Origin of the sequence: Lentzea albida (genome assembly GCF_900111005.1) — a bacterium.
GTDB lineage: Bacteria > Actinomycetota > Actinomycetes > Mycobacteriales > Pseudonocardiaceae > Lentzea > Lentzea albida.
Genome location: NZ_FOFV01000014.1, coordinates 155225 through 178133, shown reverse-complemented (window position 1 = coordinate 178133; position 22909 = coordinate 155225). Strand labels below are relative to the sequence as shown.

Genomic DNA, 22909 nt, shown 5'->3' with positions numbered 1-22909 from the left:
CGCACATGTCCGACGAAGAGCTCCTCGCCTGGTACGCGGAGCTTCAGGCGCGCGCGGTCAACCCGCCGCCTGGGGACGTCGATTTCGACCACGTCCACAAGGCAGCCGAACCGGTGACGGTCGAGCAGTTGCGTCACCGGATCATGACGTTCCAGGGCTGGCCGGGAGGTCTGAGCACCTTGGACGCCGGTTCTCCGTTCCACAACCTGTGGCACTGGCTCAGCGACTGACGCGACGCGAGGTCCTCCTCGCTCGCGTCATTGGTGCGTTGGTGGCCGCCTGTGTGCTCTTCGCCGTCGTGCACACAGCGGTCACCGGCGCCGTCTCGCATCCGCGGAACTGGCTGGTCGCGTTCGCCTGCACCCTGCTCGGGGTGCGGGTGATCGGCCACGTCCGCAGGTCGGCCGTCGGGTGGCTGCTGCTCGCCATGGGCCTGTTCGGCGCCGTCGCCGTCGCGGTCGCGGGTCAGCCCGACGACCACCCCGCCCGGTGGGTCGAGGCGTGGGTCTGGTGGCCCACGTACGCGTTGCTGCCCGCGGTGGCCCTCGTGTTCCCGAACGGCAAGCCGCTCAGCGGCCGCTGGTGGATCGCCATCGGCGCGTCGCTGTTCAGCGCTGTCGTCGGCACCGTGGGGATCGCCTGGGCTTCCTGGGGCGATCCCGCCTCGTTCTGGCAGTCGGGCGGGGGCGGGCTCGCGAAGACGATCACGCTGGTCGCCGTGCTGGCGGCCGGGGTCTCGGTGATCGCGGCGGTGGTGTCCTTGGCTCTGCGGTGGCGGAGGGCTGAAGGGGACGAACGCCGGCTGCTCGTGTGGGCGTTCGCGTTGCTGACGCTGGCGGGCGTGGCGACCGTCGTGGAGACGACGGACGGGCACGTCGCGTGGGTCGTCGGTGTGCTCGCGTTTCCGGCTGCTGCTGTCATCGCCATCGTGCGTTACGGCCTGTACGACATCAGCCTGCTGATCCACCGGTCGTTGCTCTACGGCTCGTTGACCGTGGTCTTGCTGTTGCTCTACCTCGGCGTGATGGTCGGGGCCGGCGAGTTGTTCGCCCAGGACGCCGAGGTCATCGGGGTCGTGGCCGCCGGGCTGGCGTTCGCGCCTCTTCGAACGTGGGTGCAGCGCAGGCTCGATCTGTGGCTCTATGGTCAGCGCTCGGATCCTTATGCCGCCCTGTCGACGTTGAGCGAGAAGCTCGAACGGTCGCAGGACGTGCTTCCGACCGTGGCCGCCACCGTCGCGGAGTCGCTGAAACTGCCGTACGTGGCCATTCGCGGTGGATCGGTGCTGGCCGAGCACGGCCGTAGTCGTGGGTGGCCGCAGCTGCGATTTCCCATGACGTACCGGGGATCTGCCGTCGGTGACCTCGTCGTCGAGCCGCGCGCTCCCGACGAACGGCTGAGCGACCGCGAGCTGAGCCTGCTCGTCGAGCTCGCGCGGTCGACCGCCCCCGCCGCCCAGTCGATCAAGCTGACCGCCGATCTGCAGCTCGCGCGGGAGCGGTTGGTTCGTGCGCGCGAAGAAGAACGGCTGCGGTTGCGGCGCGACCTGCACGACGGCGTCGGACCGGCGTTGGTCGGCATCCGGTTGCAGCTCAAGGCGTTGCGGCGGTCTCTCGGTGACGTGCTCGACCCGGTGCTGGCCGACGTCGACACGACCGCGCTGGAGGTGCGCAGCCTGGTGGACGGGCTGCGGCCGCCGATCCTCGACCAGGGCCTGGCGCTGGCCGTGCGGGACGAGGCCGCGCGGTTCAACGGCGAACTGCGCGTGGAGGTCGACGCCGAGCCGATCGAGGGCCTGTCCGCGGCCGTCGAGGTCGCCGCCTACCGGATCGTGGCCGAGGCGCTGACCAACACCGCCCGCCACTCGGGCGCCTCGTCGTGCGTGATCACCGTGCGCGCCGACGGCGACCTGGTGGTGGAGGTCGTGGACGACGGACGTGGCGTCGCGGCCGATTCCAAGCCGGGTGTGGGCCTGGATTCGATGCGAGAACGCTGCGCCGAACTGGGTGGATCGTGCACAGTGGGACCCGCGGAACCACACGGCACCAAGGTGGTGGCACGGATCCCGTTGGAGGCCCAGTGACGCGCGTTGTGATCGCGGACGACCACCCGGTGTTCCGGCGCGGCCTGAAGGCGTTGCTGGACGGCGAGGACGGTGTCGACGTCGTCGGCGACGCCGCGGACGGGCAGGAGGCCGTCCGGGTGGCCCTGGAGCTGGAGCCGGACGTCGTCGTGATGGACCTGCACATGCCCGTGCTCGGCGGCGTCGAGGCGGCGAAGCAGATCCTGGACGTGCTGCCGTCCGTCGGTGTCCTCGTGCTGACGATGCACGAGGACGACGAACTCGTCTTCGCGGCGATGAAGGCCGGCGCGCGCGGCTACCTGGTCAAGACGACCGACGACGACGAGATCGTGCGGGCCGTGCAGGCCATCGGCGCCGGCGAGGCGATCTTCAGCGCCACCATCGCGCAGCGGATGATGGGCTACTTCACCGCGATCTCGTCGTCCAAGGCGGTGCTGTTCCCGCAGCTCACCGACCGGGAGCGGGATGTGCTGGAGCTGATGGCGTCCGGGCTCGACAACCCGTCGATCGCGCACCGGCTGAGCCTGTCGGGCAAGACCGTGCGCAACCGGGTGTCCGCGATCTTCACCAAGTTGCAGGTGGCCGACCGCGCGCAGGCGATCGTGCGGGCGCGGGAGGCGGGCCTCGGAAGTCCCACGTAGATCGGGACACCGGTCACCTGCGGGCGGGACAGGTCCCCCGATTGGATCGGCGTATCCGCCGAAGGGGGCCCGCATGGACATCACCTGGGACGTCGCTCACGCGCGACTCAGCCACGACCGAATGCTGCACGTCGCCCAAGCGCTCATCTCGATGCGCCCGGAGACCGTCACGCTGGGCGGCGGTGAACCGCTCGGAGTGCCCGGCCTGTTCGAGATCGTCGAACTCTTCCGCGAGGCCGGCATCGACGTCGTCCTGCGCACGTCCGGCAAGTCGCTGCACCCGTCGATGGTGCGCACCCTGCTGGAGTCGTGCTCGCGCATCGAGGTGTGCGCGATGGCTTTCACGCACGCCATGCACGCGTTGCACCTGCTCGACATCGGCGCGGCGAAGCTGTCGTCGCACGCCGTGTTCGGGCTCGACGCGACCGGGATCCGGCGCGGGTTCGACCGGCTGGAGGACTTCTGCGCCACCACGGCGTTCGAGATGCCCCGGCTGGCGTTCATCGCGTTCAGCGACACGATCGGGTCGGACCACGCGCAGTACCTGCAGTCGCTGGCGCCTCAGACCGTGCGGGTGACCGTGGAGACCGCGAACACCTCGGTGGTCAGAGCGATTTGAGCAGGGCGCGCCAGGCAGGGGTGGAGAACGCGAGAACGTCGCCGCTCGCGTTCTTCGTGTCGCGGACGAGCGCGTCCTGAGCCAGCGACACCTCCACACAGCTCTGCGCGGTACCACCATTGCTGTAGCTGCTCTTACGCCAGGCCCGTTCCGCCGACATGGGGATCCTCTCGAAGACCGCTGACGTACTCCGCCAGCTTGCGCTTCGATTGTTCCGCATCCAGCGCGACGGCATCCAGCCGCTGAAAGAGCCTCCTGGCCTGAGCGACGGCCACCGTGTCCTGTGACCACACCTGCGCCGTGTCGGACTCGGTGTAAGCGACCGGCGCCGCCTTGCCGAACTCGTAAAGCGTGACCGCAGAACGGAAGGCACAGTTGCTGGCAGGCACGACCCTGAGGATGTGGGTGTTGAAGAGAAGACGCAGGTACTGGTCTTCGCGAATGCGCGCATCACCCAACTGCATCCGCAAGGCGAGCTCGTGCACGAAGAACACGCATTCGGGCCGGTTCGGCCGCCTAAGGATCGTCTGCCGATCCATGCGCGCCTGGACGAGCCTCGCGATGTCCTCGGGCGCTTCGATGTGGGAGTCGATGAACAGCTGTCGCGCGTACTCTTCCGTCTGCATCAGACCGTGCACGATCAGCACGTCGTAGGAAAAGATCCTCGTCGCCATCGCCTCTGTCAGCGCGAGCGTGCCCACGTTGTCCGACGCCTGGGCGAAGTAAAGGTCGAACGCGTTGTAGTAGCGACGGCGGAACGCATCGATGAAGTCGATGTCCTTGCCGCACGTCGCCAGGTACTGCACCACATCGACGTCGCTCGCCCGCACCTTGCCGAGTTCGATGTCGGACACCTTGCTCGGATCCCAGCCCAGGTGGATGGCCATCCCGCGGCCGTGGAACTGGGTGGACGACTCCCGGACTCGGCGTAGCTCGTCGCCGAGCTCTCGGCTGCAAGGGGTGGAAATGGTCGCGGTCATGCCCAGTCACGTTATGGATTGGATTCGGTCCATGCCACGGGCTCGTTCGGGTGAAAACGTGGTGGCCTATGAGTGCGTGTGGCGCGCACGGCGCCATAGGCTCTGACCTGCACGTTCACCTCATCGTGGGATGGTATTCGAACACCTGTTCATGCCACGATCAATGCATGCCGACCTTCGCACTCTCCTCCCCGCTTGAGCTCCTCGACGAGCTCAAGCGGAAGGTCCGTGCGCTGCAACGGCTTCAGTTCCAGGTGCTGGAGATCATCGGCGCGCTCGACCAGCAGGGCGCGGCGGAGGCGTTGGGGTACAAGGACCTCGTCGAGGTCTTCAAGCACACGTTGCGCTGGGATCCGAGGGTGTCGCGCCGCAGGATCAAGCAGGCGCAGGTGGTGTGCCCTTCGGTGACGCCCACCGGTTCTCCGATCGGCCCGGCGCTGCCCGGTGTCGCGGCCGCGATGGCCGAGGGCGAGCTGTCCGAGGACCACGTCGAGGTGCTGGCCGAGGCGATGGCGGGCCTTCCCGCCGTGGCGGAGGAGCACGTCGTCGGGTACGCGCTGGAGCACGAACCGCGGTCGGCGAAGGCGTTCTGCAAGGAGCTGGCCTACCGGCTCGACCAGGACGGTCCGGAGCCGAAGGAGCCGAAGCCCTCTCAGGTCAAGAACTCGCTGCGGCGCCAGTGGAGGGACGGCCGGTACCTGCTGTCCGCCGACCTCGACACCGAGACGGGCGCGAAGCTCGACGCGCTGATCGACCCGCTGGCCAAGCCGGAACCGAACGACGCGAGGCTCGCCCCCGAACGGGACGGCGACGCGCTGTGCGAGGTCGTCGACCTGGCCCTGCGCGGCGCCGGCACCAGGATCCACGGCGGCGAGCGCGTCCAGCTGACGGTCACCGTCGACTACGACAAGCTGCGAGCAGGCCTCGGCACCGCGCTCCTCGACAACGGCGAGCACCTCCCGATGAACCAGGTCCGCAAGATCGCCTGCGACTCGGGCATCATCCCCACCCTGCTCGGCAGCCGGTCACAGGTCCACGACGTGGGCCGCAGGACCAGGTCCGTCAACGCAGGCCTCCGGCGAGTGCTGGTGGCCCGCGACAAGGGCTGCGCCTTCCCCGGCTGCACCCGTCCGCCGAAGCACTGCCAGGCCCACCACATCAGGTTCTGGTCCGACGGCGGCGCAACCACCATCGACAACCTGGTCCTGCTCTGCCGCCGCCACCACGACCTGGTCCACCACTCGGACTGGCAGGTGCGGATGGCGGCCGGCCTGCCGGTGTTCCACCCACCCGCGTTCGTGGACCCGCGCCGAAGACCGAGAACCAACCCGATCCACGTCGCCTAGGTGTGGTGCCCAGGACTGCCCGCTCCCGGACACCACACCTGGGCCACCCACACCACCCGCAGACGGTGCCCCCGCAACCACCCGAACCCCGCCCCACCGGTCCCGGCCGCACCAAACCCCACAGCACCACCCGACCCCACCCACGGGGCCGGCGCGGTCAGAAGATCGCGCCGCGGGCCGCGAACACGTCTTCGACGTGGCTGTCCGAACCGAGAGCGAGCCTGAGGAGGACGCGTGCCTTGCGCGGACACAACCACCCGGCCATCACCGCCCCGCGCCCGATCAGGTCCGACTCCGACCCGACGAACCCGTAGGTGTCGCGGAACGTCGTCCCGGCTCCGGTCCGCGACGCCACCACCACGGGGAACCGGGCACGCGAGATCGCCTCCGCCATCCCGGCGGACACGTGCCCGACGCCGGACGCCGCGACCACCACGCCCTTGACGTCGAGCCAGTCGAGCAGCGAGCCGTCATCGTCCACAGTGGCCTCCAGCAACGGCACCGCGGGCACGTCGAGGGGGCGCGGCAACGCAGCCAGCCGGTGGGCCGGGTGGAAGTACTGCGGTGCGCCCTCGACGACGAGTCCGAGCGGGCCCGGGACAGAAGCGAAGGCGTTCATGAGGCTGCTGTGGGTCTTGCGGACCCAGCGGGCGGCGTGGACCTCGTCGTTCAAGACCAGCAGCGCGCCGCGGCCGCGGGAGTTCGCAGCAGCGGCGACGGAGACGGCGGCGGTCAGGTTGGCCGGGCCGTCGGCTCCGGGGAGGCCGGGGTGGCGCATGGCGCCGGTGACGACGATCGGTTCGTCGTGGGGCCAGAGGCAGTCGAAGAAGTACGCGGTCTCTTCGAGGGTGTCGGTGCCCTGGATGACGACGACACCCGCGGCGCCGTCGAAGACCTGCTTCAGGGCCCAGTCGAAGGTCTCCAGTAACGTGGTGGAGGTGAGGGAGGCGCCGGGGATCGTCGCCAGGGTGGCGATCTCGCCGACCTCCAGGCCCTGCACGAGGTCCTGGGCGCCCAGGGTCGGTGACACCGCACCGGAGCCCGTCATCGTGATCGTGCCGCCGAGCGATGCCACCGCCACCTTTGAGCTCATGCCAGCCACTCTAGGGTCAATGTCATGACCGGACCTGCGGCCTGGCCGCCCGCCCCGATCAAGACCGAACGGCTCGTGCTGCGCGCGTCCGAGGCACGCGACCGGGACGCGTTCGTCGAGCTGTTCTCGTCGCCGGAGGTGGGCACCTACATCGGCGGCTCCCAGTCGCGAGAGGAGGTCGACCGCACGGCGCCGGAGGTGCCGGGCCGGCGTCACGGCGTGTTCGTCGTCGAGTTGGACGGCGAGATGATCGGCATGATCTCGTTCGACGTGGTGGACGAAGGCCGCGAGCTGGGCTACCTGTTCCTGCCTTCGTCGTGGGGCAAGGGTTTCGCGTACGAGGCGTGTGTGGCGGCGCTCGACTGGTACGCCGCCACACACCCCGATGAGCTGCTCACGAGCTGCACGCAGGTCGCCAACACCGCCTCAATGCGTCTCCTGGCGAAGCTGGGCTTCACCGAAGGCGAGCACTTCGAGGCTTATGGCGCCGAGCAGTGTCACTGGCGCCAGTAGGTGATGTTGCGGAAACGGGCCTCCGCGCGACCGCTGCCGTGGTGGTAGACGCCGTTCTTGAAGTAACGGGTGGCGGGGCCTTCGTCCTGGTGCGTCAATTTCAGGGCGCCGTTGTAGTAGGTCTTCACGGTGCCCCGGCCGCCTGCGACGGCGGTGTGTTCGACGCGGATCTTGAACCATTTGTTGTAGATGCCGGTGGCGATGACCTGGTTGCTGTCCTTGCGGAGGGTGCCGCCGTTGATGTTGGCGACGTTGAGCATCACGTCGGTGGCGCGAGTGCCGTCGGGGCGGCTGCCGCGCAGGATCTGCACGACGGTCGGGCCGCTGACGCCGGACGGGATGTAGATCTCGCCCTCCCAGGCGCGTGAGCCGCTCGAGTACTCCTGGTTGAAGCGGAGCTCGGTGCGCGGATCCGTTGGGCTGCCTTGGGTGTGCGGCTGGTCGTAGTCGTACACCCACATCGTGTGGACGCCGCCTTCGAACTTGTAGCGCGCGCTCGTGGCGAGGTTGTACGGCTTCTGGACGGTGTAGGTGTACGGCGCTGACACCCACTGCGCTGAAACGTCCTGGGCGAGGGCCGCTCCAGCCGGGGCCACGAGCAGGGGTGCGGTCAACGCGAGGGCGAGCACGGAGCGTCGCGTGTGGAGTGCAGGGGTTTCCACGGTGAATCCCTCCGACTTCCATAAGTGGTCTGTACCACTGTGGGTATGGAAGGCGGAGGGAGCAATACTTCCTTCAATTTCCGGAACAATGTTCAGATGGGCGAACTTTTCACATTCATGAATTCGCCGAGAAACGGTCCGTGGCTGTGCGGATCGCGTCGAACATGCTGCCGCCGCCGTGGCCGGTGTCGTCGAGGACCACGAGCTCGCTGCCCGGCCATGCGCGGTGCAGTGCCCAGGCCGTGCCGAGCGGACCGCTGACGTCGAAGCGACCGTGGATCAGCACGCCGGGGATGCCGTGGAGCCGCTCCATGTTCCGCAGGAGTTGGTTCTCCTCCAAGAAGCAGCCGTGGGACCAGTAGTGCGTCACCAGGCGGGCGAACGCCAGCTGGAAGCCGGGGTCGGCGACCGAGAGGAACGGCTCGGCGTCGGGAGCCAGCGACATGTGCGTGTCCTCCCACAGACACCACTCGTGCGCTGCCCGTGCGCGCACCTCGGCGTCCGGGTCGTGCAGCAGGCGGCTGTACGCGGCCGCCAGGTCGCCATCCCGTTCGGCGGGAGGTACGACGTCGCGGAAGCGTTCCCACTCGCGCGGGAAGACGCGGCCCATGTCGCGGGTGATCCAGTCGGTCTCGCCGCGGCCCCCCGCCGTCACGGCCGCGAGCACCAGCTCGGTCACCCGTTCCGGATGTGCCTGGGCGTAGGCCAGACCGAGCGTGACGCCCCACGAGCCGCCCTCGACGAGCCAGCGCTCGATGCCGAGGTGGACGCGCAGGGCCTCGATGTCGGCGATGAGGTGCTGGGTGGTGTTCGCCGAGAGGTCGACGACCGGGTCGGCGGCGGAAGGCGTGCTGCGGCCCGCGTTGCGCTGGTCGAACTGGACCACGCGGTAGCGGTCCGGGTCGAACAGGTTCCGCGTGCGCGGTGAGCTGCCCGACCCCGGACCGCCGTGCAGCACGACAGCGGGTTTGCCGTCCGGGTTGCCGGACGTCTCCCAGTACAGCGAGTGGCCGTCGCCGACCTCGAGCGTGCCGGACTCGATCACAGCCCGGCGCGCAGCTCGTCGAACGTCGGGAACCTCGTGGCGATGTCGCTGCCGGTGAAGTTGCCGATCCAGCCGTCGTCGTCGTGGAAGAACCGGATCGACACGTAGTCGGGTTCGGTGCCCATGTCGAACCAGTGCGTCGTGTTGGCCGGGACGCTCAGCAGGTCGCCCGCCGTGCAGTACACCGCGTAGACCTTGTCACCGATGTGCAGGTAGAAAACGCCTGCGCCACGGGCGAAGTAGCGGTCTTCGTCGTCGTCGTGCGTGTGCTCGGCGAGGAACTTGTTGCGGAACTCGACGGCCTTCGCGCGGTACTCGTCCGTGTCGGCCGGGGTCATCTCCATCGCGTCGACGTAGCCGTAGCCCTCGGTCTCGCTGACGCGCGCGATGTCGGCTTCGAAGACCTGCAAGGCGTTCTCGGCGGTGACACCGTCCACAACGGACCACCGGCTGAAGCGCACGCCGTGCTCCTTGAGCGCGGTGGCGATCTCCTCGGCGTCGGTGGTGCGCAGCACGGTCTCCTCGGGGCCGGTCTCCGGCCACACGGTCAGCAGCGTCATGCGTTCCTCCCCGTAAAGATGTCTCGCGTCTCCACCTTGAAGCGCAGCAACCACTCCAGGCATTCCAGGCGGTGCCGGGCCTGCACCAGGTCGTCGCCCCACACGTACACGCCGTGCCGGGCGACGAGCAGCGCGGGGACTCCCGGGTCGTAGCCCTTCTCGAAGGCGTCGCCCAGTTCGAGCATGTCCTGGGAGTTGCGGACGACCGGGATCACGACCTCCTCGTGGTCGTACCGGCCGAACCCCTTGAGCATCTCGAGGTCCTTGAGCACCACGCCGTTCGGCCAGTGCTCGGCCGCCACGACCGGCGCCAGCGCGTGGACGTGCACCACGGCGCCGGCTCCCGCCACGTGGGCGATCCGCGCGTGCAGACCGGCTTCGGCGGACGGGACCTTGTCGCTGTCCACGGCGTTGCCGTCGACGTCGATGACGACGCTGTCCTCGGCCGTGATCTCACCCTTGTCGACGCCACTGACGGTGACGGCGAGCCGGAGCGGATCACGTTGCAGGACAACGGAGAGGTTGCCGCTGGTGCCGCGCATCCAGCCCATCTGGGCGTAGCGGACGCACTCGCGGGCGAGCTCCGCCGTCACGAGAGCTCCCAGACCGTCGGGTGGGGCGTGAAGTCGGCGTTGCCGTACGGCTCACCGGCGCGCGCGACGCCGACCGTCTTCCAGCCCGCCTCCTGCGCGGCGTGCAGCTCCGCGGGAACGTCGCTGTAGAACGTGATGTCGTCGGACCGCAGCGTCTCGGCGATCTTGTGGTACGACGCCGCCTCGCGCTTCGGGCCGGCGTTGACCGTGTCGAAGTGGTGCTCCAGCAACGGGGTCAGGTCGCCGTCCGTGGTGTGCTGGAAGAACGCGATCTGGCCCGCGACCGAGCCGCTCGAGAAGATCGCGAGCTTGATGCCGTCGTCGTGCCACTTGCGCATCGCGGGGACGACGTCCGGGAAGAACTCCGCGACCAGGTCGCCCTGCGCGTAGCCCTGCTGCCAGATGAGGCCCTGCAACGTCTTGAGGGGCGTGACCTTCTGGTCGGCGTCCATCCAGTCGTGCAGCGCCTTGACGACGTCGTCGTGTCCGCTGAGCTCCTTGATCTGCTTCACGGCTTCGGCGACCACCGGGTCGTCACCGTGCTGCTCGATCCACGGCCCGAGGCGCGGGCGCGCGTAGTCGTACAGGACGACCAGCACCTGGTCCGTCGCGCTCAGCGTGCCCTCGATGTCGAGCACGACCCACTTGCTCACCGCTGTTCTCCCTCGTAGTACTTGTCGAGCTCACCGGCGCGGTAGACGCCCCGGTCCGTCACCACGTCGGTGACGAAGCGCGGCGGCGTCACGTCGAACGCCGGGTAGTGGCCTTTCACCCTGGGCGTGGCGCTCGGCCTGCCCAGGACCTGCAACACCTCGGCGCCGTCGCGGTACTCGATCTCCACCTGGGCCGTCGTGGGCGCCAGCAGGTCGGGTGCCTGCACCTGGGCGTGGAACGGCACTCCGAACGCGTGCGCGGCCACGGCCAGTCCCAGTGTGCCGACCTTGTTGACGACGTGCCCGTCCATGGTGACGCGATCCGCCGCCGTGACCAACGCGTCGACCTCGCCGCTCTGCAGGACCGCGGCGCCCATGCCGTCGGTGATGAGCGTGGTGTCGACGCCCATCTCGATCAACGTCTCCGCCGTGAGCCGGGCCCCCTGCAGGTACGGCCTGGTCTCGGTGCAGAAGAACCGCAGCGTCTTGCCCTGCGCCTGGGCCGCCCTGACCGTCTCCGTCAGGTACAGGTCGGCCCAGCAGTGCGTCAGGACGGTCGCCTTGTCGGGCAACAGGGTCGCGGTGTGCTCCCCCAGCGCCTGGCTCTTGGCGCGGTACCGGCGGTCGCCTTCCTCGGCGCCCCGCAGGGCGTGCGTGACGTCCTGGGCGGCGTCGACCGCCTCCAGGACGACCTCGGTGGCCTTGCGCAGGGCGTTGTTGGTGCGCCTGGTGTTCTCCAGCAGCCGAGCGGTCTCACCCAGCTGTGCGCGGGCCTGGTCGAACGGCAGGGCTTCGAGGGTGCGCGCCTTGAGCACCATGCCGTACAGGACGGCGAAGTACGGGCCAGAGGACTGGGTGACCATGTCCTCGATGGCCCGGGCGACCTCCTCGGCCGTCCGGCACAGCACCCAGTCGCGTTCGAACGGGAACTGGCGGCGGTCGAGGATCAGCACGCCGTCGCCGGTGAGCCGCACCGAGTCGGCGAGCACCGGCTGCATCAGCTGTACCCGGTGTGGGCGGGGCGCGCGCCGGTCAGGAAGTTCTCGCCGACCTCGCGGGCCTTGTAGACGACCGGGTCGTGCAACGTGAGCGTGCGGGCGTTGCGCCAGAAGCGGTCCACGCCGTACTTGGCGGCCGTGCCGCGTGCGCCGACCTGTTCGAAGATGCGGCTGGTGACCTCGTTGACGAGCTTGGTGCTGACGACCTTCGCCTCGGAGATCGTCACGGCGACCTCGCCGCGCTTGGCGGGCGTGAGGTGGCGGCCGAGTTCGGACGCCTCGTGCAGCCGGCGGGCGGCCTCGTCGGCGAGCAGTCCGGCGGCCCTCGTCTGCGACACCATCTCGCCGTACGCGACGACGATGTACGGGTCCTCGGTGGCCGCCTCGACACCGCTGACGAACCACGGGCGGGTCTTCGTGCGGGTGTAGTCGGCGGCCTCGGCGAGCGCGCCCTCCGCGATGGCCACGTAGAGCTGGGCGAGCACGAGCTGGAAGCCGAGGGCGGCGAGGCTCAGGCGCGGGTCCTCGTTCGCCGGCTGGACGCCGAGGACCTCGCTCACCTGGACGTTCTCGAAGTTCACGCCACCGGACGCGGTGAGGCGCTGGCCGATGTTGTCCCAATCGTCCAAATAGGTGATTCCGTCGGCCTTGCCGTCGAGCAGGAAGGTGAGTTTCTCGCCGTTGTCGGTGCGGGTCGCGCTGACCACGAGGCGGTCGGCGACGGCGGCTCCGGTGGCGAAGGTCTTGCGGCCGTTGAGCGTGTAGCCGCTGCCGTGGGGGGTGAGTTCGAGGGCCGCGTCGAGCGGGTTGCTGACGCCCGCCCAGAACTGGTCGGGGTGGACGGTGAACTGGGCGTCGAACAGGCCGCTGCGCCAGATCTGCAGGTAGTGGTACCCGAGGAGGTGGCCGGCGTTGGCGTCGGCGGCGCCGATGACCCGGCCGATCCGCTGCTGCTCGGTCCAGTCGGTGACGTTCAGGAGGCCGCTCTGCCGGAGCAGTTCCACCTCTTTGGCGGGTGGCTGGTTGGCCCGGTCCCTGTCGGCCGCGTCGGACCTGAGCGTCGCCGCAACCTCGTGCGCGACGTCCAGCCAGTTCGTCATCCCTGCTCCTCTCGGTGGTACCCGGTCCAACTTACTTCTTCACACCACCGGGCTAACCACGATGTGAGAGAGACCTGTGCCTGGCAGACTGCGCGCGAACCTCGCTCTGGCGGGGGTCCATCATCTAGGGAGCAATCGGTATGGCGCAGGGCACCGTGAAGTGGTTCAACGGCGAGAAGGGCTTCGGATTCATCGCGCAGGACGGCGGTGGTCCGGACGTGTTCGTGCACTACTCGCAGATCTCCGGCTCGGGCTTCAAGTCGCTCGACGAGCAGCAGCGCGTGGAGTTCGAGATCGGTCAGGGTCAGAAGGGACCGCAGGCGCAGGACGTCCGCGTCATCTGATGTGAGCTCTTCGGGGCCCGTCCGGCATTCGTGCCGGGCGGGCCTTTTTGATGCCCTGAACTGCGGTTTCCCGAAATTGTCAGACCTGCCTGCCATGGTGATCACGTGCTTCGACCGGAGCGCTCCACGATCGAAAGGCCGGTACCCGCTGTGCGCATCGTCGCCTCGTTCCGCGGTGAGCTCCCCACCCAGGTCTGGGCCCGCAGGCTCGGGACGGGTCTCGGGGACCGGCGGGCCGACGTGGTGCCGCGCGCTCCTCGGGGGCGGTGGGGAGGTCCGGGAGCGGCCCGGCCGTCCGGCCGGGGCGAGCGCTGAGGACGGCACCCCGCACACGACACAGGCGCCGCGGCCCGTCGGCCACGACGCCTGTCCTGCCCGCCGCGGGATGTCGACGAGGAGTGCCCGGCAGGAAGCCCTGCGAGCGAGTGGCAACCGAGGGAGTCGAACCCTGCGCGGCTTGTGAAGGCGGCGCCCGAGACCGGCCCTAACCCTTCGGCTGGGCGACGGCTGCCGTGGAGTTGTACTGCTCTGTTCGTGCGGTGTGCCCTGCTCGGCAAGAGCGGTTCACGTTGCGTGGGATACCCACAGTGTTAAACGTCCAAACGGTTGAAGCGGTTTCATGTTTCACCCGGATGGATGACCCTGGTCACATGCGATACCTCCCTGCCATCGCAGCCCTGCTGCTCCTGCCCCTGGTGCCCGCCCCCGCGCAAGCGGCCCCGGCCGGCACGTTCTACGTCACCGGTGTCCGGACCGGTCTCAACGTCGCCCAGAGCGGCGCTGGAGTCGAACTGCACCGCCCCAAGGGCAACGAGGACCGCCAGCAGTGGCGGCTGAGCGACGGGAGGTTCGAGAACACCGACTCGCCGGGTCAGTGCATCACCCGTCAGCTCACCATGGGTTCGTGTTCCCAGGGGGATGCGGTTCACCAGCCCGTCCAGTTCGGGGATCAGTGGGAGTTCTTCACCCTCAGCGGTGAGTCGCGCTGGTACCTGACGCCGGTCACCGCTCAGACCTCGCCGATGCCGGCGGATCCCCGGCTCGACGAGATGACGTTCCTGACCTCCCACAACGCGTACGCGAACGGGGTGGACGGCGGGTTCGCGCCGCCGTTCGTCAACCTCGCCAAGAACCAGACGCGCGGCATCGTGCAGCAGCTGAACGACGGCGTGCGGGGCTTCATGCTCGACATCCACCAGACGCCCGACGGCGCGATCCTGTGCCACAACAGCTGCACGCTGGTCAGCAAGCCGGTGGCGCTGAACGTGGACCTGCAGCGGATCGTGGACTTCCTGCGCGCCAACCGCAGCGAGATCGTCACGGTGTTCCTGGAGGACTACGTCGACGCGAACACCCTCAGGGCCGAGCTGCGGAAGGTGCAGGGGCTGAACGACGTCCTGTACCGGGCCGAGGGCGTGCGGCAGAACGGCTGGCCCACCCGCAGCCAGATGCGGAGCAGCGACAAGCGGCTGCTGATCTTCACCGACCACGGGAAGGACGGGCGCGAGGACTCGGGGGTGCTCTACCAGAAGGACTGGACGGTCGAGAACTACTGGTCGATGGGATCGGGGCTGGGCAGCTCCGACTGGTCCTGCTACTCCCGATGGGATGAAAAACCGCTCACGGCGACGGGCAGCTTCCGGCCGTTGTTCGTGATGAACCACTTCCGGGACGTTCCGTTCACGAGCACCGCCACGACCGACAACGGCAAGCTCGCGAACCGGGCACAGCAGTTCTGCCAGCCCGCGGCCAGGAAGAAGCCCAACTTCCTCGCCGTCGACCACTACGACCTCGGCGGCGCGGCGCAGGCCGTCGGCCGCCTGAACTCATACGTATATGGGCCGTAGCCCAAATGCTGGGAGTTGTACGCTCCGCGCATGGCCTCGATCCTGTTCACGCGCGGAGCGCCCTCTCTCGACATCATCGACCAGGAAGGCCTGCGCGAAGCAGCGCAGAAAGCCTTCACGGACGACCCCGGCGGCACCTTCGCGTACGGCACGAGCGTGGGCTACGTGCCGTTGCGCGCCTGGCTGGCGGAGCAGCACGGCGTGGAGCCGGAGCAGGTGCTCGTCACCAACGGCTCGATGCAGGCCGACGCGTTCCTGTTCGAGCTGCTCGTCGGCAAGGGCGACGACGTGGTGGTCGAGTCGCCGACCTACGACCGCACGCTGCTGAACCTGCGCCAGCGCGGCGCGAACGTCCACGCCATCGAGCTCGAGACCGACGGCATCAACGTCGACGCGCTCGAGAAGCTGCTGGAGAGCGGGGTGCGCCCGAAGCTCGCGCACATCATCCCGAACTTCCAGAACCCGGCCGGCTACACGCTGTCCGAGGCGAAGCGCGCGCGACTGCTGGACCTCGCGGCCCAGTACGACTTCGTGCTGTTCGAGGACGACCCGTACGTCAAGGTGCGCTTCGAGGGCGAGGCCCTGCCGACGATGCTGTCGCAGGACGAGAACGACAAGGTCGTCTACGCGTCGTCGTTCTCGAAGACCATGGCGCCCGGCATCCGCTGCGGCTACCTGGTGGGCCCGAAGGCGACCATCAAGGCCATCCAGGACATCGCCACCACCACGTACATCTCGCCGAACATGGTGGCGCAGTCGATCGTGAACTCGTACTGCCGTTCGGGCCGTCTCGAGGAGTCGGTCGTGAACGTCCGCACGGCGCTGCGTGCGCGCAGGGACGCTCTCGTGGCGGCTCTGCAGCGCGAGCTGCCGGAGGCGGTCTTCACCGCGCCGCAGGGCGGTTACTTCATGTGGGTCGAGCTGCCGGGCGTGTCGATCGACAAGCTGGCGCCGGTCGCGAAGGAGCACGGCGTCGAGTTCGTCAAGGGCTCCGACTTCCTGCTGGAGGGCGGCGACAACGCGCTGCGCCTCGCGTTCTCGGGCGTCACGCCGGAGCAGATCGACGAGGGCATCACGCGCCTCGCCGCGGCCGTTCGATCGCTCTGACCTGCGCTTCCAGGTGGTCCGGCAGCGCTCGGCGCTGCCGGAGCGCCTGACGCAACCGGGGTAGCGCCGCCCCGAAGGCCTTCGGGTCCTTCACCGACGCCGCGAGCGCCCGGTCGAACGGCCTGCGCATCCACGCGGACAGCACGGCGTTGCGCCGCTCGACCAGCTCCCCTCCCGGCGACCGCCCGGTGGCCGGGTGGTGGTGCGCCACCACGTCCTCGACGTAGCAGAGCGCCCATCCCGCCGCCGCGAGGTCCCACGACAGCAACGTCTCCTCGCCGCGGAAGAACAGCACCGGACTGAACCCGCCCGCCTCGACGAACGCCTTCCGCCGCACGATCGCCGAGCAGGCGAGGAACCCCAGCACGGACGGTCCCGCCACCCCGTCGCCCAACGGGCTGTGGCGCAGCAGCGGCGTGATCGGATCCGGCCGGTCCGACGGCCCGACGAGCGTGCGCGCCGCGATGAGCCCCAGGCCGGGGTGCTCGTCGAAGATCGGCTCGGCTCGTTCGAACGCGTCGGGCGCCCACCACGAGTCGTCGTCCGCGAAAGCCACGAACGGGGTGAGCGCCGCGAGCACGCCGTGGTTGCGCGCGACCGCGCCCTGGTTCGCCGACGCCTGGAACACGGTGGCACTCGGGAAGTCCCGCCGCACCCGCGCGACCGTGTCGTCGGTGGAGGCGTTGTCCACCACGATCACCGGCACAGCGAGTTCGCTGAGCCGCGAGAGCGTGTGCAGCAGGCTGTCCGCGCGGTTCCGCGTGGCGATGACGACCGTGGTCCGGGCCATGTCCTCCAGTACCCCGACGCTTCGCCCCTACACATGACATCAACTGACATGAAATATGGCAGTTACTGACTTTTTCGGCTACGGTGACGGCGTGGACACCTTGACCACCCGCGCCGCGAAGGAGCTGCGCACCCGCCTGGCGATCCAGGAGGCGGCCATCACCCTGTGCCTCGACCGGGGTTTCGCGGCCACGTCGACCAAGGCCATCGCCGATCGCGCGGGCGTGTCGGAACGCACCCTCTTCCGCACGTTCGGCACCAAGGCCGCGATCTTCTGGTACGACGCGTTCCTCAGCCGCGTCGTCCGCGCACTCGCGCCGGACCCGGATCCCGTTGCGGCGCTGGCGAAAGCGGTGCGCACGGCCGTCGACACGATCACCCCGGAGCAGTGGGCGCTGGAGCTCGGCCGCCGGGCGGTGATCATCTCCGAGCCCGACCTGATCGCGACCGGCACCCAGGAGCTCACCACCGGCGCCCAGCAGATCGCGACGATCCTGACGCCGCCGCTCGCGTCCCCCGCCCAGGCCTTCGACCTGCTGCTCTTCGCGCGGTTCGCGGTGGCGGGCATGGGGGTCGTGCCCGTCCACGCGGACACCACCCCGCCGGCGTGGGGCGCGGAACTGGAACGCGTGGTGCACAAGGCCGCGCACGGCGCGTTGGAGAGGCCATGAAGCTCATCACCGACCCGAACACCCTGGCCGGACTCAGCCACGACGAGGCCGAGTGGGCACCGGCGGGCACGCCGTACGCCGCGTTCCGCCCTCAGTCCACAAAGGACGTCCAGGAGGCCGTCAGGTTCTGCGCGGAGAAGCACATCCCGATCGTGCCGCGCGGTGCGGGCACGGGACTGTCCGGTGGCGCCAACGCCGTCGACGGCTGCCTGGTGCTCGACCTCAGCAGGATGACCGAGGTCGTGGAGATCGACAGGGACAACCTGCTCGCCGTCGTGCAGCCGGGTGTCGTCAACGACGACCTCAAGAAAGCCGTTGCGGCGCAGGGCCTCTGGTACCCGCCGGACCCGGCCAGCTCGCCGTGGTCGACGATCGGCGGCAACGTCGCCACGAACGCGGGCGGCCTGTGCTGCCTCAAGTACGGCGTGACGCGCGACTACGTGCTCGGCCTGGAGGCCGTGATGGGCGGGCCCGTCGAGTACGGCACGGCGGTGCGACTCGGCCGGCGCACCACCAAGGGCGTCGCCGGGTACGACCTGACCAGCCTGCTCGTCGGCTCGGAGGGCACGCTCGGCGTCGTCACCGAGATCACCGTTCGCCTGCGTCCCGCCCCGCGCCCGGCGGACACCGTCGTCGGCGCGTTCGACACCCTCGTCGCCGCCGGTCAGGCCGTCGCGCTGGCGACCGGTCGCGGTCTGCAGCCCGCCGCGCTGGAACTGGTCGACCGCGCGTGCCTGCAGGCCGTCGAGGACTGGAAGCACCTCGGCATCGAGCCGGACACCGAGGCCATGCTGCTGGCCCGCGCCGAGACGGCCGAGGACGCCGACGGCCTGGTCGCGGCCTTCACGGACGCGGGCGCCGCCTGGACGGAACGGTCCACGGACTCGACCGAGGCCGAAGCCCTCTTCGCCGCCCGCCGCCTCACCTACCCGGCACTGGAGCGCCTGGGCCCGCTGCTCACCGAGGACGTGTGCGTGCCGCGCACCCAGGTGCCCGCGATGCTCGCGCGCATCGAGGACATCGGCGCGCGCCACGGAGTTCGGATCGCCACCATCGCGCACGCGGGCGACGGCAACCTGCACCCGTTGCTGATCACCCCGCCCGGCGACGAGAACGCGCGCGTCGCGGCCCAGGCGGCGTTCGAGGACATCATCGACGGGGCCTTCGAACTGGGCGGCACCGTCACCGGCGAGCACGGCGTGGGCCTGCTCAAGCGCGACGGCATGATCCGCGAACTCGGCCCCGACGCGCACGCCGTCCACCGGGCCGTCAAGAACGCGCTCGACCCGCTGAACATCTTCAACCCGGGCAAGGCCTAAGGAGTTCGCATGCTCGTTCCCGTTGACGGTGGCGACCTCGCCGTCGAGATCCACGACGGCCACACCGCGCCCGTGCTGGCGATCCACGGCGTCAGCGGCAGCCGCAAGCTGTGGAACCGGGTCGCCGCCCACGGGTTCTCGCTGATCACCCCCGACCTGCGCGGCCGGGGCGACAGCTCCGGGGTCCCCGGTGCCACGATCCGGCAGCACGCCGACGACATGGTCCGCGTGCTCGACGCCCTGGAACTCCCGTCGGCGACGGTGGCCGGCATGTCGATGGGCGGCTACGTCGCCGTGGACCTGGCCGTGCGCTATCCGGACCGAGTGCGCGCGCTCGTGCTCGTGGACGGCGGCTTCCCCATGCCCGCGCACGCGCAGATGACCGAGGAGATCCTCACGGCCGCCCTCGCCCCGCAACTGGCGGCCCGCGAACGCACGTGGACCCCGGACGAGTACCTGGCCGTCCAGGCGGTGGTGGACCCGCTCATCGACACGACCGACCCGCTGGTCCGCGAGTACTACACGCACGACCTGACCGCCGACGGGCACCTGCGGCTACCCGCGGAGACGCTGCTCGCCGACACCCGTGACGTCGTCTTCGGCGAGTCGCGCTGGCAGGAGCTGACCGTGCCGACGTGGTTCGTGCACGCCGAGTGGAGCGTCGGTGCGGACAGCGCGCCCGCGTACACCGCGGAGCAGGCCGCCGGGTTCCGCGCGGCGCTGCCCGTGCTGCGCGAGCCGGTGCTGATCACCGAGGTCGACCACGGGGGCACGGTGCTGACGCGGAAGGGCGCCGCCGTCACGGCGGAGGTGCTCGCGGAGGCCTTGAAGTAGCCGAGTCTCGTGCACCACACCTCGTGGACCCGAGCCTGCCCTCCAGTTAGTGTGTACACCAATGATTAGTACACCAATCGTTCCGGAGAACCCGCTCGAGCTCGAGCGGCAGGTTTGCTTCGCCCTCGCCGTGGCATCACGCACGGTGATCGCGGTCTACCGGCCGATCCTGGAGCCGCTGAACCTCACGCATCCCCAGTACCTGGTGATGCTGGCGCTCTGGGAGCGGTCGCCGCGCACGGTCAAGGACCTGAGCAACGCCCTGCAGCTCGACCCCGGCACCCTCAGCCCGCTGCTCAAGCGGCTGGAGGCGATCGGGTACGTCGAGCGGCAGCGGGACAAGGCGGACGAGCGCGCGCTCGCGCTCACGCTGACGGCCACGGGGCAGGAACTCCGCAACGAGGCGCTCAAGATTCCCTTCAAGGTCGTGGAGCAGCTCGACATGACGTTCGAAGAGCTCGCGCAGCTGAACCAGGTGCTGCACAAGGTGATCGCGAAGGCGACCCGGTGAACCCGGCGCTGAAGGTCTGGTACTACGCGGGCGGCAGGCTGCCGCAGCGCTACCGGCAGTTCGTGTACGACGACGTGACCGGTCCGAAGTGGTTGCTGCGCTTCACGGTGCGCAGCCTCGTGCAGGTCACGCCACTCACCACGGTCATCGCGCTCGCACTCGTGTTCGGACTCGGTTCGCCGTGGCCGCTCGCGATCGCGTGCGGTGCGCTCGGTTTCGTTGTGGGGCTGTACTTCGCGCTGTCCTACGCACCTGAAAGTGTGGACCATAGGCTGACGAAATACGGGTATCCGAGAGGAACGGCGACGCAGGGGCGCCGGGACCGCAACGCCGTGCAGGACCGCGAGAAGCAGGCCAAGTACGACGCGGTCTGGCGGCGATCCGAAGGGTAGAGACCTATGGCCTTGTCGACCGCGCAGTTCGAGTTCACAAGGCCACAGGCACTCACCCTCACGGCGGGCGTGTTGCAGCTCGCGTTCGGATGGCTGGACCTGTTCGCCCTGAACCCCAACTACCGCGTCGTCCAGCTCGGCGTCGGGGTCATGGGCATCGTGATGGCGTGGCGGCTCGACACCGCGCGCATGTACGGCCTCGTCCTGCTGCTCGGGTTCGGGATCCTGGCGTTCTCCCTCGAGAACATCACGACCGAGGGGTTCCTCGGGGTGCGAACGGCGCTGGTCGGGCTCGTGATCACGCTGGCCAGGCCGGCAAAGCGCGCTCCCGGCTGACGTCGCGGTCGACGGAACGCAGTGCCGTCAGGGTCGCGAAACCCTCTGCCAGCAACGCGGTGTCCGTGCCCGGCACGAGGGACTGCTCCGCGTAGACGTGGACGAGTTCGACCTCGCCGTCACCCACGTCGTCCACCCGGCTCTGCACGGTGCCGAACCGGGCGAGCTCGGCCCAGCGGAGTCCTCGTACGTCGGCGTTCGGCACGTTCAGCGACAGCACCGGGGTCTCCGGCATCTCCAGCAGCATCGGCAGCACGACGCGCACCACGTCGCCTGCCTTGTCCCACAACGGTTCGGGTCCGTCCAGGCCGACGTCGAGCGACACCGCCATCGACGTGACGTCGTTGAGGTGCGCGGTGAGCGCCGCCCCGACCGTGCCGGAGTGCAGGACCGCGCGGCCCACGTTCGCGCCGAGGTTGATCCCGGAGAGCACCACGTCCGGCTTGCCGCCGAAACCGCCGCGGCACGCGATCAGCGAGATCAGTCCCGGGTGCGCGGCGACCGCGTAGGCCTCCACGTCGAGGCCGGGCAGCGAGCGGCGTTCGCTGACGACGCGGCCGTCGTCGCCGATCGCCGCGACCGACGCGCTGGTGCCGCTGGCCTGGGTGACCGGTGCCGCCACCACCACGTCCAGACCGGAGTCCGCGGCGGCCGCCGCCAGGGTCCACAGGCCGGGTGAGTCGATTCCGTCGTCGTTCGTGATCAGCGCGCGCATCCGCTCATTCCTCGATCGGCTCCAGTTCGACGCGTTTGCTCAGCTCGCGCACGGCCTCTCCACTGCCGCTGCCGAGGCCGTGCCGCGTCACGTTCACCGCGCCGGCGGCCGCGCCGAGCTTCACCGCGTCCGTCAACGACATACCCAGTGCCAGGCCCGCTGAAATCCCCGCGGTCATGGAGTCGCCGGCGCCGCGCGTGTCGACGGGCTCCAGCTTGGGCATGCGCACCAGGTACAGCTCGTCCTCCAGCAACGCCAGCGCGGGCTCGTCGGCACGGGAGACGACCACGCCGTGCACGCAGGAAGAAGCGATCTCGCGGGCCTTCTCGATGAGCTTCGGAAGCTCTTCCTCGCCCAGTTCCTCGTGCGAGACCTTGACGACGTGCGGACCGCCGCGCACGGCCTCGGCGAGCCGGTCCCCCGCCAGGTCCACGATCACGCGGCAGTCGTTGCTGGTCAGGTCCGAGGTGAGGCGGTAGTACGTCTCGTGGGGCAGCACGCGGTCGTCGGACGGCCCGCTCAGCACGGCGGTGCCCGCGCGGATCCCTTCGACCAGCGCCATCTCGTAGACGTCGTCGAGCTCGTGGCGGGACAACGCGTCCGGAAGCATCTCGACCATCTCGGAACGGCTGCCGTCGCGGCGGTCGTGCACGTAGGCGCCGTTGCGCGCGGCGACCTGCCGTGAGCGCAGGTCGACGTGTTCGCCTTCTAACAACGTGTGCAGCACACGGCCTGTCTCGCCGCCGAACGTCGCGCAGACGACGGCCTCGACGCCCAGGGCGGCGATCATCCTGGACTGCCAGAAACCCTGGCCGCCGGCGTGCAGGTGCACGTCCGGCTCACCGTCGAGGTCCTCGACGGTGACGGTCAGCTGGGGGGACGGGGCAAATACGGCAACTCGGGCATCCACGACAGCCTGGTACCCGATGCGGGCGAACACTATTCGCCCGCACCGGATGAATCAGACATCACGCCCCGGAGCCGCCGGTCGGGTCATCACCGTCCTGCGGTGGTGGCGCGCCGTCCGGTCCCATCTTCTCGTCGGCGCGCCACTCCCCAGGCTGCGTCATGTCGCGGTACTCGTCGACCTCCTGGGGAGTCGGGTCGACACCGGCTTCCTCGGCGAACTCCTCGGCCACTTCCGGATCCGTCATGACC

General features: G+C 69.4%; 30 protein-coding genes. 16 read left to right on the top strand and 14 right to left on the bottom strand.

Translation table 11 applies throughout. The annotated features are described in order from the left end of the window. Positions 1–5 precede the first annotated feature (5 nt). The 4 genes from BMY74_RS30465 to BMY74_RS30450 all read left to right on the top strand — a co-directional run bounded on the left by BMY74_RS30465 (position 6) and on the right by BMY74_RS30450 (position 3343). Entirely contained in the window at positions 6–230 is a 225-nt protein-coding gene (locus BMY74_RS30465) for a hypothetical protein (protein WP_089921934.1), read from the top strand. 41 nt (positions 231–271) lie between these two features. After that, positions 272–2083, top strand: coding sequence for a sensor histidine kinase (locus BMY74_RS46350; protein WP_143091759.1), 1812 nt, complete (start codon positions 272–274; stop codon positions 2081–2083). After that, complete coding sequence (locus tag BMY74_RS30455; RefSeq protein ID WP_089921932.1) at positions 2080–2724, top strand: response regulator transcription factor; 645 nt, start codon at positions 2080–2082, stop codon at positions 2722–2724. The genes BMY74_RS46350 and BMY74_RS30455 overlap by 4 nt, the downstream gene beginning before the upstream one ends. A gap of 73 nt (positions 2725–2797) precedes the next feature. Further along, positions 2798–3343: a radical SAM family protein gene (locus BMY74_RS30450; protein ID WP_089921931.1), complete on the top strand. Its 546-nt coding sequence runs from the start codon at positions 2798–2800 to the stop codon at positions 3341–3343. Here BMY74_RS30450 and BMY74_RS30445 read toward each other — a convergent pair. Next, positions 3330–3503: a DUF397 domain-containing protein gene (locus BMY74_RS30445; RefSeq protein WP_089921930.1), complete on the bottom strand. Its 174-nt coding sequence runs from the start codon at positions 3501–3503 to the stop codon at positions 3330–3332. The genes BMY74_RS30450 and BMY74_RS30445 overlap by 14 nt on opposite strands. After that, a complete protein-coding gene (locus tag BMY74_RS30440) occupies positions 3478–4323 on the bottom strand; it encodes a helix-turn-helix domain-containing protein (protein WP_089921929.1) in 846 nt (281 codons plus the stop codon). Before BMY74_RS30440 ends, BMY74_RS30445 begins: the two co-directional genes overlap by 26 nt. Before the next feature lie 167 nt (positions 4324–4490). On the opposite strand from BMY74_RS30440, the gene BMY74_RS30435 reads away from it, so the two are divergent. Next, positions 4491–5669: an HNH endonuclease signature motif containing protein gene (locus BMY74_RS30435; protein ID WP_177229990.1), complete on the top strand. Its 1179-nt coding sequence runs from the start codon at positions 4491–4493 to the stop codon at positions 5667–5669. Positions 5670–5826: 157 nt separating this feature from the next. On the opposite strand, the gene BMY74_RS30430 is transcribed toward BMY74_RS30435, so the two are convergent. Continuing rightward, the gene (locus BMY74_RS30430) at positions 5827–6762 is read right to left on the bottom strand and encodes an asparaginase (protein ID WP_089921927.1); all 936 of its coding nucleotides are present in this window, start codon (positions 6760–6762) and stop codon (positions 5827–5829) included. Positions 6763–6786: 24 nt separating this feature from the next. On the opposite strand from BMY74_RS30430, the gene BMY74_RS30425 reads away from it, so the two are divergent. Continuing rightward, positions 6787–7275 carry a GNAT family N-acetyltransferase gene (locus BMY74_RS30425; protein WP_089921926.1) on the top strand — a complete coding sequence of 163 codons (489 nt, stop codon included), beginning with the start codon at positions 6787–6789 and terminating at the stop codon, positions 7273–7275. Here BMY74_RS30425 and BMY74_RS30420 read toward each other — a convergent pair. The 7 genes from BMY74_RS30420 to BMY74_RS30390 all read right to left on the bottom strand — a co-directional run bounded on the left by BMY74_RS30420 (position 7260) and on the right by BMY74_RS30390 (position 12886). Next, complete coding sequence (locus tag BMY74_RS30420; protein WP_218159790.1) at positions 7260–7937, bottom strand: polysaccharide lyase family 7 protein; 678 nt, start codon at positions 7935–7937, stop codon at positions 7260–7262. The genes BMY74_RS30425 and BMY74_RS30420 overlap by 16 nt on opposite strands. A 115-nt stretch (positions 7938–8052) precedes the next feature. Beyond that, positions 8053–8982, bottom strand: a complete 930-nt coding sequence (gene pip / locus BMY74_RS30415; protein WP_089921924.1) for a prolyl aminopeptidase — start codon at positions 8980–8982, stop codon at positions 8053–8055. Then, entirely contained in the window at positions 8979–9542 is a 564-nt protein-coding gene (locus BMY74_RS30410; RefSeq protein WP_089921923.1) for a 1,2-dihydroxy-3-keto-5-methylthiopentene dioxygenase, read from the bottom strand. The genes pip and BMY74_RS30410 overlap by 4 nt, the downstream gene beginning before the upstream one ends. Beyond that, complete coding sequence (gene mtnB, locus BMY74_RS30405; protein WP_281245008.1) at positions 9539–10135, bottom strand: methylthioribulose 1-phosphate dehydratase; 597 nt, start codon at positions 10133–10135, stop codon at positions 9539–9541. The genes BMY74_RS30410 and mtnB overlap by 4 nt, the downstream gene beginning before the upstream one ends. Continuing rightward, positions 10132–10788, bottom strand: a complete 657-nt coding sequence (mtnC, locus tag BMY74_RS30400) for an acireductone synthase (protein ID WP_089921921.1) — start codon at positions 10786–10788, stop codon at positions 10132–10134. The genes mtnB and mtnC overlap by 4 nt, the downstream gene beginning before the upstream one ends. Then, complete coding sequence (locus tag BMY74_RS30395) at positions 10785–11786, bottom strand: s-methyl-5-thioribose-1-phosphate isomerase (RefSeq protein WP_177229989.1); 1002 nt, start codon at positions 11784–11786, stop codon at positions 10785–10787. Before BMY74_RS30395 ends, mtnC begins: the two co-directional genes overlap by 4 nt. Further along, entirely contained in the window at positions 11786–12886 is a 1101-nt protein-coding gene (locus tag BMY74_RS30390; RefSeq protein ID WP_089921920.1) for an acyl-CoA dehydrogenase family protein, read from the bottom strand. The genes BMY74_RS30395 and BMY74_RS30390 overlap by 1 nt, the downstream gene beginning before the upstream one ends. Before the next feature lie 140 nt (positions 12887–13026). On the opposite strand from BMY74_RS30390, the gene BMY74_RS30385 reads away from it, so the two are divergent. The 4 genes from BMY74_RS30385 to BMY74_RS30375 all read left to right on the top strand — a co-directional run bounded on the left by BMY74_RS30385 (position 13027) and on the right by BMY74_RS30375 (position 16184). Further along, positions 13027–13230 carry a cold-shock protein gene (locus tag BMY74_RS30385; RefSeq protein ID WP_089921919.1) on the top strand — a complete coding sequence of 68 codons (204 nt, stop codon included), beginning with the start codon at positions 13027–13029 and terminating at the stop codon, positions 13228–13230. 105 nt (positions 13231–13335) lie between these two features. Then, positions 13336–13545, top strand: coding sequence for a hypothetical protein (locus tag BMY74_RS44385; RefSeq protein ID WP_143091758.1), 210 nt, complete (start codon positions 13336–13338; stop codon positions 13543–13545). A 335-nt stretch (positions 13546–13880) separates the two neighbouring features. Beyond that, on the top strand, positions 13881–15077 hold the full coding sequence (locus BMY74_RS30380) for a PI-PLC domain-containing protein (protein WP_089921918.1): 1197 nt from the start codon (positions 13881–13883) through the stop codon (positions 15075–15077). A 30-nt stretch (positions 15078–15107) separates the two neighbouring features. After that, positions 15108–16184 (top strand): aminotransferase-like domain-containing protein, encoded by a 1077-nt coding sequence (locus BMY74_RS30375; protein WP_218159789.1) that lies wholly within the window; start codon positions 15108–15110, stop codon positions 16182–16184. Here the strand turns inward: BMY74_RS30375 and BMY74_RS30370 are convergent. Continuing rightward, positions 16150–16974, bottom strand: a complete 825-nt coding sequence (locus tag BMY74_RS30370; protein WP_089921916.1) for a glycosyltransferase family 2 protein — start codon at positions 16972–16974, stop codon at positions 16150–16152. The genes BMY74_RS30375 and BMY74_RS30370 overlap by 35 nt on opposite strands. A 91-nt stretch (positions 16975–17065) precedes the next feature. Here BMY74_RS30370 and BMY74_RS30365 point away from each other — a divergent pair, with 91 nt between their 5' ends. The 6 genes from BMY74_RS30365 (at position 17066) to BMY74_RS30340 (ending at position 21036) form a co-directional block, all read left to right on the top strand. Further along, positions 17066–17644 (top strand): TetR/AcrR family transcriptional regulator, encoded by a 579-nt coding sequence (locus tag BMY74_RS30365; protein WP_177229988.1) that lies wholly within the window; start codon positions 17066–17068, stop codon positions 17642–17644. Next, positions 17641–18963, top strand: coding sequence for an FAD-binding oxidoreductase (locus tag BMY74_RS30360; protein ID WP_089921914.1), 1323 nt, complete (start codon positions 17641–17643; stop codon positions 18961–18963). The genes BMY74_RS30365 and BMY74_RS30360 overlap by 4 nt, the downstream gene beginning before the upstream one ends. A 9-nt stretch (positions 18964–18972) precedes the next feature. Next, positions 18973–19797 carry an alpha/beta hydrolase gene (locus BMY74_RS30355; RefSeq protein WP_089921913.1) on the top strand — a complete coding sequence of 275 codons (825 nt, stop codon included), beginning with the start codon at positions 18973–18975 and terminating at the stop codon, positions 19795–19797. A 61-nt stretch (positions 19798–19858) separates the two neighbouring features. Next, on the top strand, positions 19859–20308 hold the full coding sequence (locus BMY74_RS30350) for a MarR family winged helix-turn-helix transcriptional regulator (RefSeq protein WP_089921912.1): 450 nt from the start codon (positions 19859–19861) through the stop codon (positions 20306–20308). Then, the gene (locus BMY74_RS30345) at positions 20305–20700 is read left to right on the top strand and encodes a DUF5313 family protein (protein WP_089921911.1); all 396 of its coding nucleotides are present in this window, start codon (positions 20305–20307) and stop codon (positions 20698–20700) included. The genes BMY74_RS30350 and BMY74_RS30345 overlap by 4 nt, the downstream gene beginning before the upstream one ends. Positions 20701–20706: 6 nt before the next feature. After that, positions 20707–21036, top strand: a complete 330-nt coding sequence (locus BMY74_RS30340) for a hypothetical protein (RefSeq protein WP_089921910.1) — start codon at positions 20707–20709, stop codon at positions 21034–21036. On the opposite strand, the gene surE is transcribed toward BMY74_RS30340, so the two are convergent. Genes surE through BMY74_RS30325 form a run of 3 tightly spaced genes read right to left on the bottom strand, consistent with a single transcriptional unit; the run spans position 20999 to position 22905 of the window. Then, on the bottom strand, positions 20999–21751 hold the full coding sequence (gene surE, locus BMY74_RS30335) for a 5'/3'-nucleotidase SurE (RefSeq protein ID WP_089921909.1): 753 nt from the start codon (positions 21749–21751) through the stop codon (positions 20999–21001). The genes BMY74_RS30340 and surE overlap by 38 nt on opposite strands. Before the next feature lie 4 nt (positions 21752–21755). Further along, complete coding sequence (locus BMY74_RS30330) at positions 21756–22661, bottom strand: 1-phosphofructokinase family hexose kinase (RefSeq protein ID WP_089922027.1); 906 nt, start codon at positions 22659–22661, stop codon at positions 21756–21758. Between the two features lie 58 nt (positions 22662–22719). Further along, complete coding sequence (locus BMY74_RS30325) at positions 22720–22905, bottom strand: hypothetical protein (RefSeq protein WP_089921908.1); 186 nt, start codon at positions 22903–22905, stop codon at positions 22720–22722. Positions 22906–22909: the final 4 nt, after the last annotated feature.

Coding starts and splice junctions, on each gene's coding strand:
- BMY74_RS30465 (WP_089921934.1), top strand. CDS start 6: ATGTCCGACGAAGAGCTCCTCGCCTGGTACGCGGAGCTTCAGGCGCGC.
- BMY74_RS30450 (WP_089921931.1), top strand. CDS start 2,798: ATGGACATCACCTGGGACGTCGCTCACGCGCGACTCAGCCACGACCGA.
- BMY74_RS30445 (WP_089921930.1), bottom strand. CDS start 3,503: ATGTCGGCGGAACGGGCCTGGCGTAAGAGCAGCTACAGCAATGGTGGT.
- BMY74_RS30440 (WP_089921929.1), bottom strand. CDS start 4,323: ATGACCGCGACCATTTCCACCCCTTGCAGCCGAGAGCTCGGCGACGAG.
- BMY74_RS30435 (WP_177229990.1), top strand. CDS start 4,491: ATGCCGACCTTCGCACTCTCCTCCCCGCTTGAGCTCCTCGACGAGCTC.
- BMY74_RS30430 (WP_089921927.1), bottom strand. CDS start 6,762: ATGAGCTCAAAGGTGGCGGTGGCATCGCTCGGCGGCACGATCACGATG.
- BMY74_RS30425 (WP_089921926.1), top strand. CDS start 6,787: ATGACCGGACCTGCGGCCTGGCCGCCCGCCCCGATCAAGACCGAACGG.
- BMY74_RS30410 (WP_089921923.1), bottom strand. CDS start 9,542: ATGACGCTGCTGACCGTGTGGCCGGAGACCGGCCCCGAGGAGACCGTG.
- BMY74_RS30395 (WP_177229989.1), bottom strand. CDS start 11,786: ATGCAGCCGGTGCTCGCCGACTCGGTGCGGCTCACCGGCGACGGCGTG.
- BMY74_RS30390 (WP_089921920.1), bottom strand. CDS start 12,886: ATGACGAACTGGCTGGACGTCGCGCACGAGGTTGCGGCGACGCTCAGG.
- BMY74_RS30385 (WP_089921919.1), top strand. CDS start 13,027: ATGGCGCAGGGCACCGTGAAGTGGTTCAACGGCGAGAAGGGCTTCGGA.
- BMY74_RS30380 (WP_089921918.1), top strand. CDS start 13,881: ATGCGATACCTCCCTGCCATCGCAGCCCTGCTGCTCCTGCCCCTGGTG.
- BMY74_RS30375 (WP_218159789.1), top strand. CDS start 15,108: ATGGCCTCGATCCTGTTCACGCGCGGAGCGCCCTCTCTCGACATCATC.
- BMY74_RS30370 (WP_089921916.1), bottom strand. CDS start 16,974: ATGGCCCGGACCACGGTCGTCATCGCCACGCGGAACCGCGCGGACAGC.
- BMY74_RS30360 (WP_089921914.1), top strand. CDS start 17,641: ATGAAGCTCATCACCGACCCGAACACCCTGGCCGGACTCAGCCACGAC.
- BMY74_RS30355 (WP_089921913.1), top strand. CDS start 18,973: ATGCTCGTTCCCGTTGACGGTGGCGACCTCGCCGTCGAGATCCACGAC.
- BMY74_RS30350 (WP_089921912.1), top strand. CDS start 19,859: ATGATTAGTACACCAATCGTTCCGGAGAACCCGCTCGAGCTCGAGCGG.
- BMY74_RS30340 (WP_089921910.1), top strand. CDS start 20,707: ATGGCCTTGTCGACCGCGCAGTTCGAGTTCACAAGGCCACAGGCACTC.
- surE (WP_089921909.1), bottom strand. CDS start 21,751: ATGCGCGCGCTGATCACGAACGACGACGGAATCGACTCACCCGGCCTG.
- BMY74_RS30325 (WP_089921908.1), bottom strand. CDS start 22,905: ATGACGGATCCGGAAGTGGCCGAGGAGTTCGCCGAGGAAGCCGGTGTC.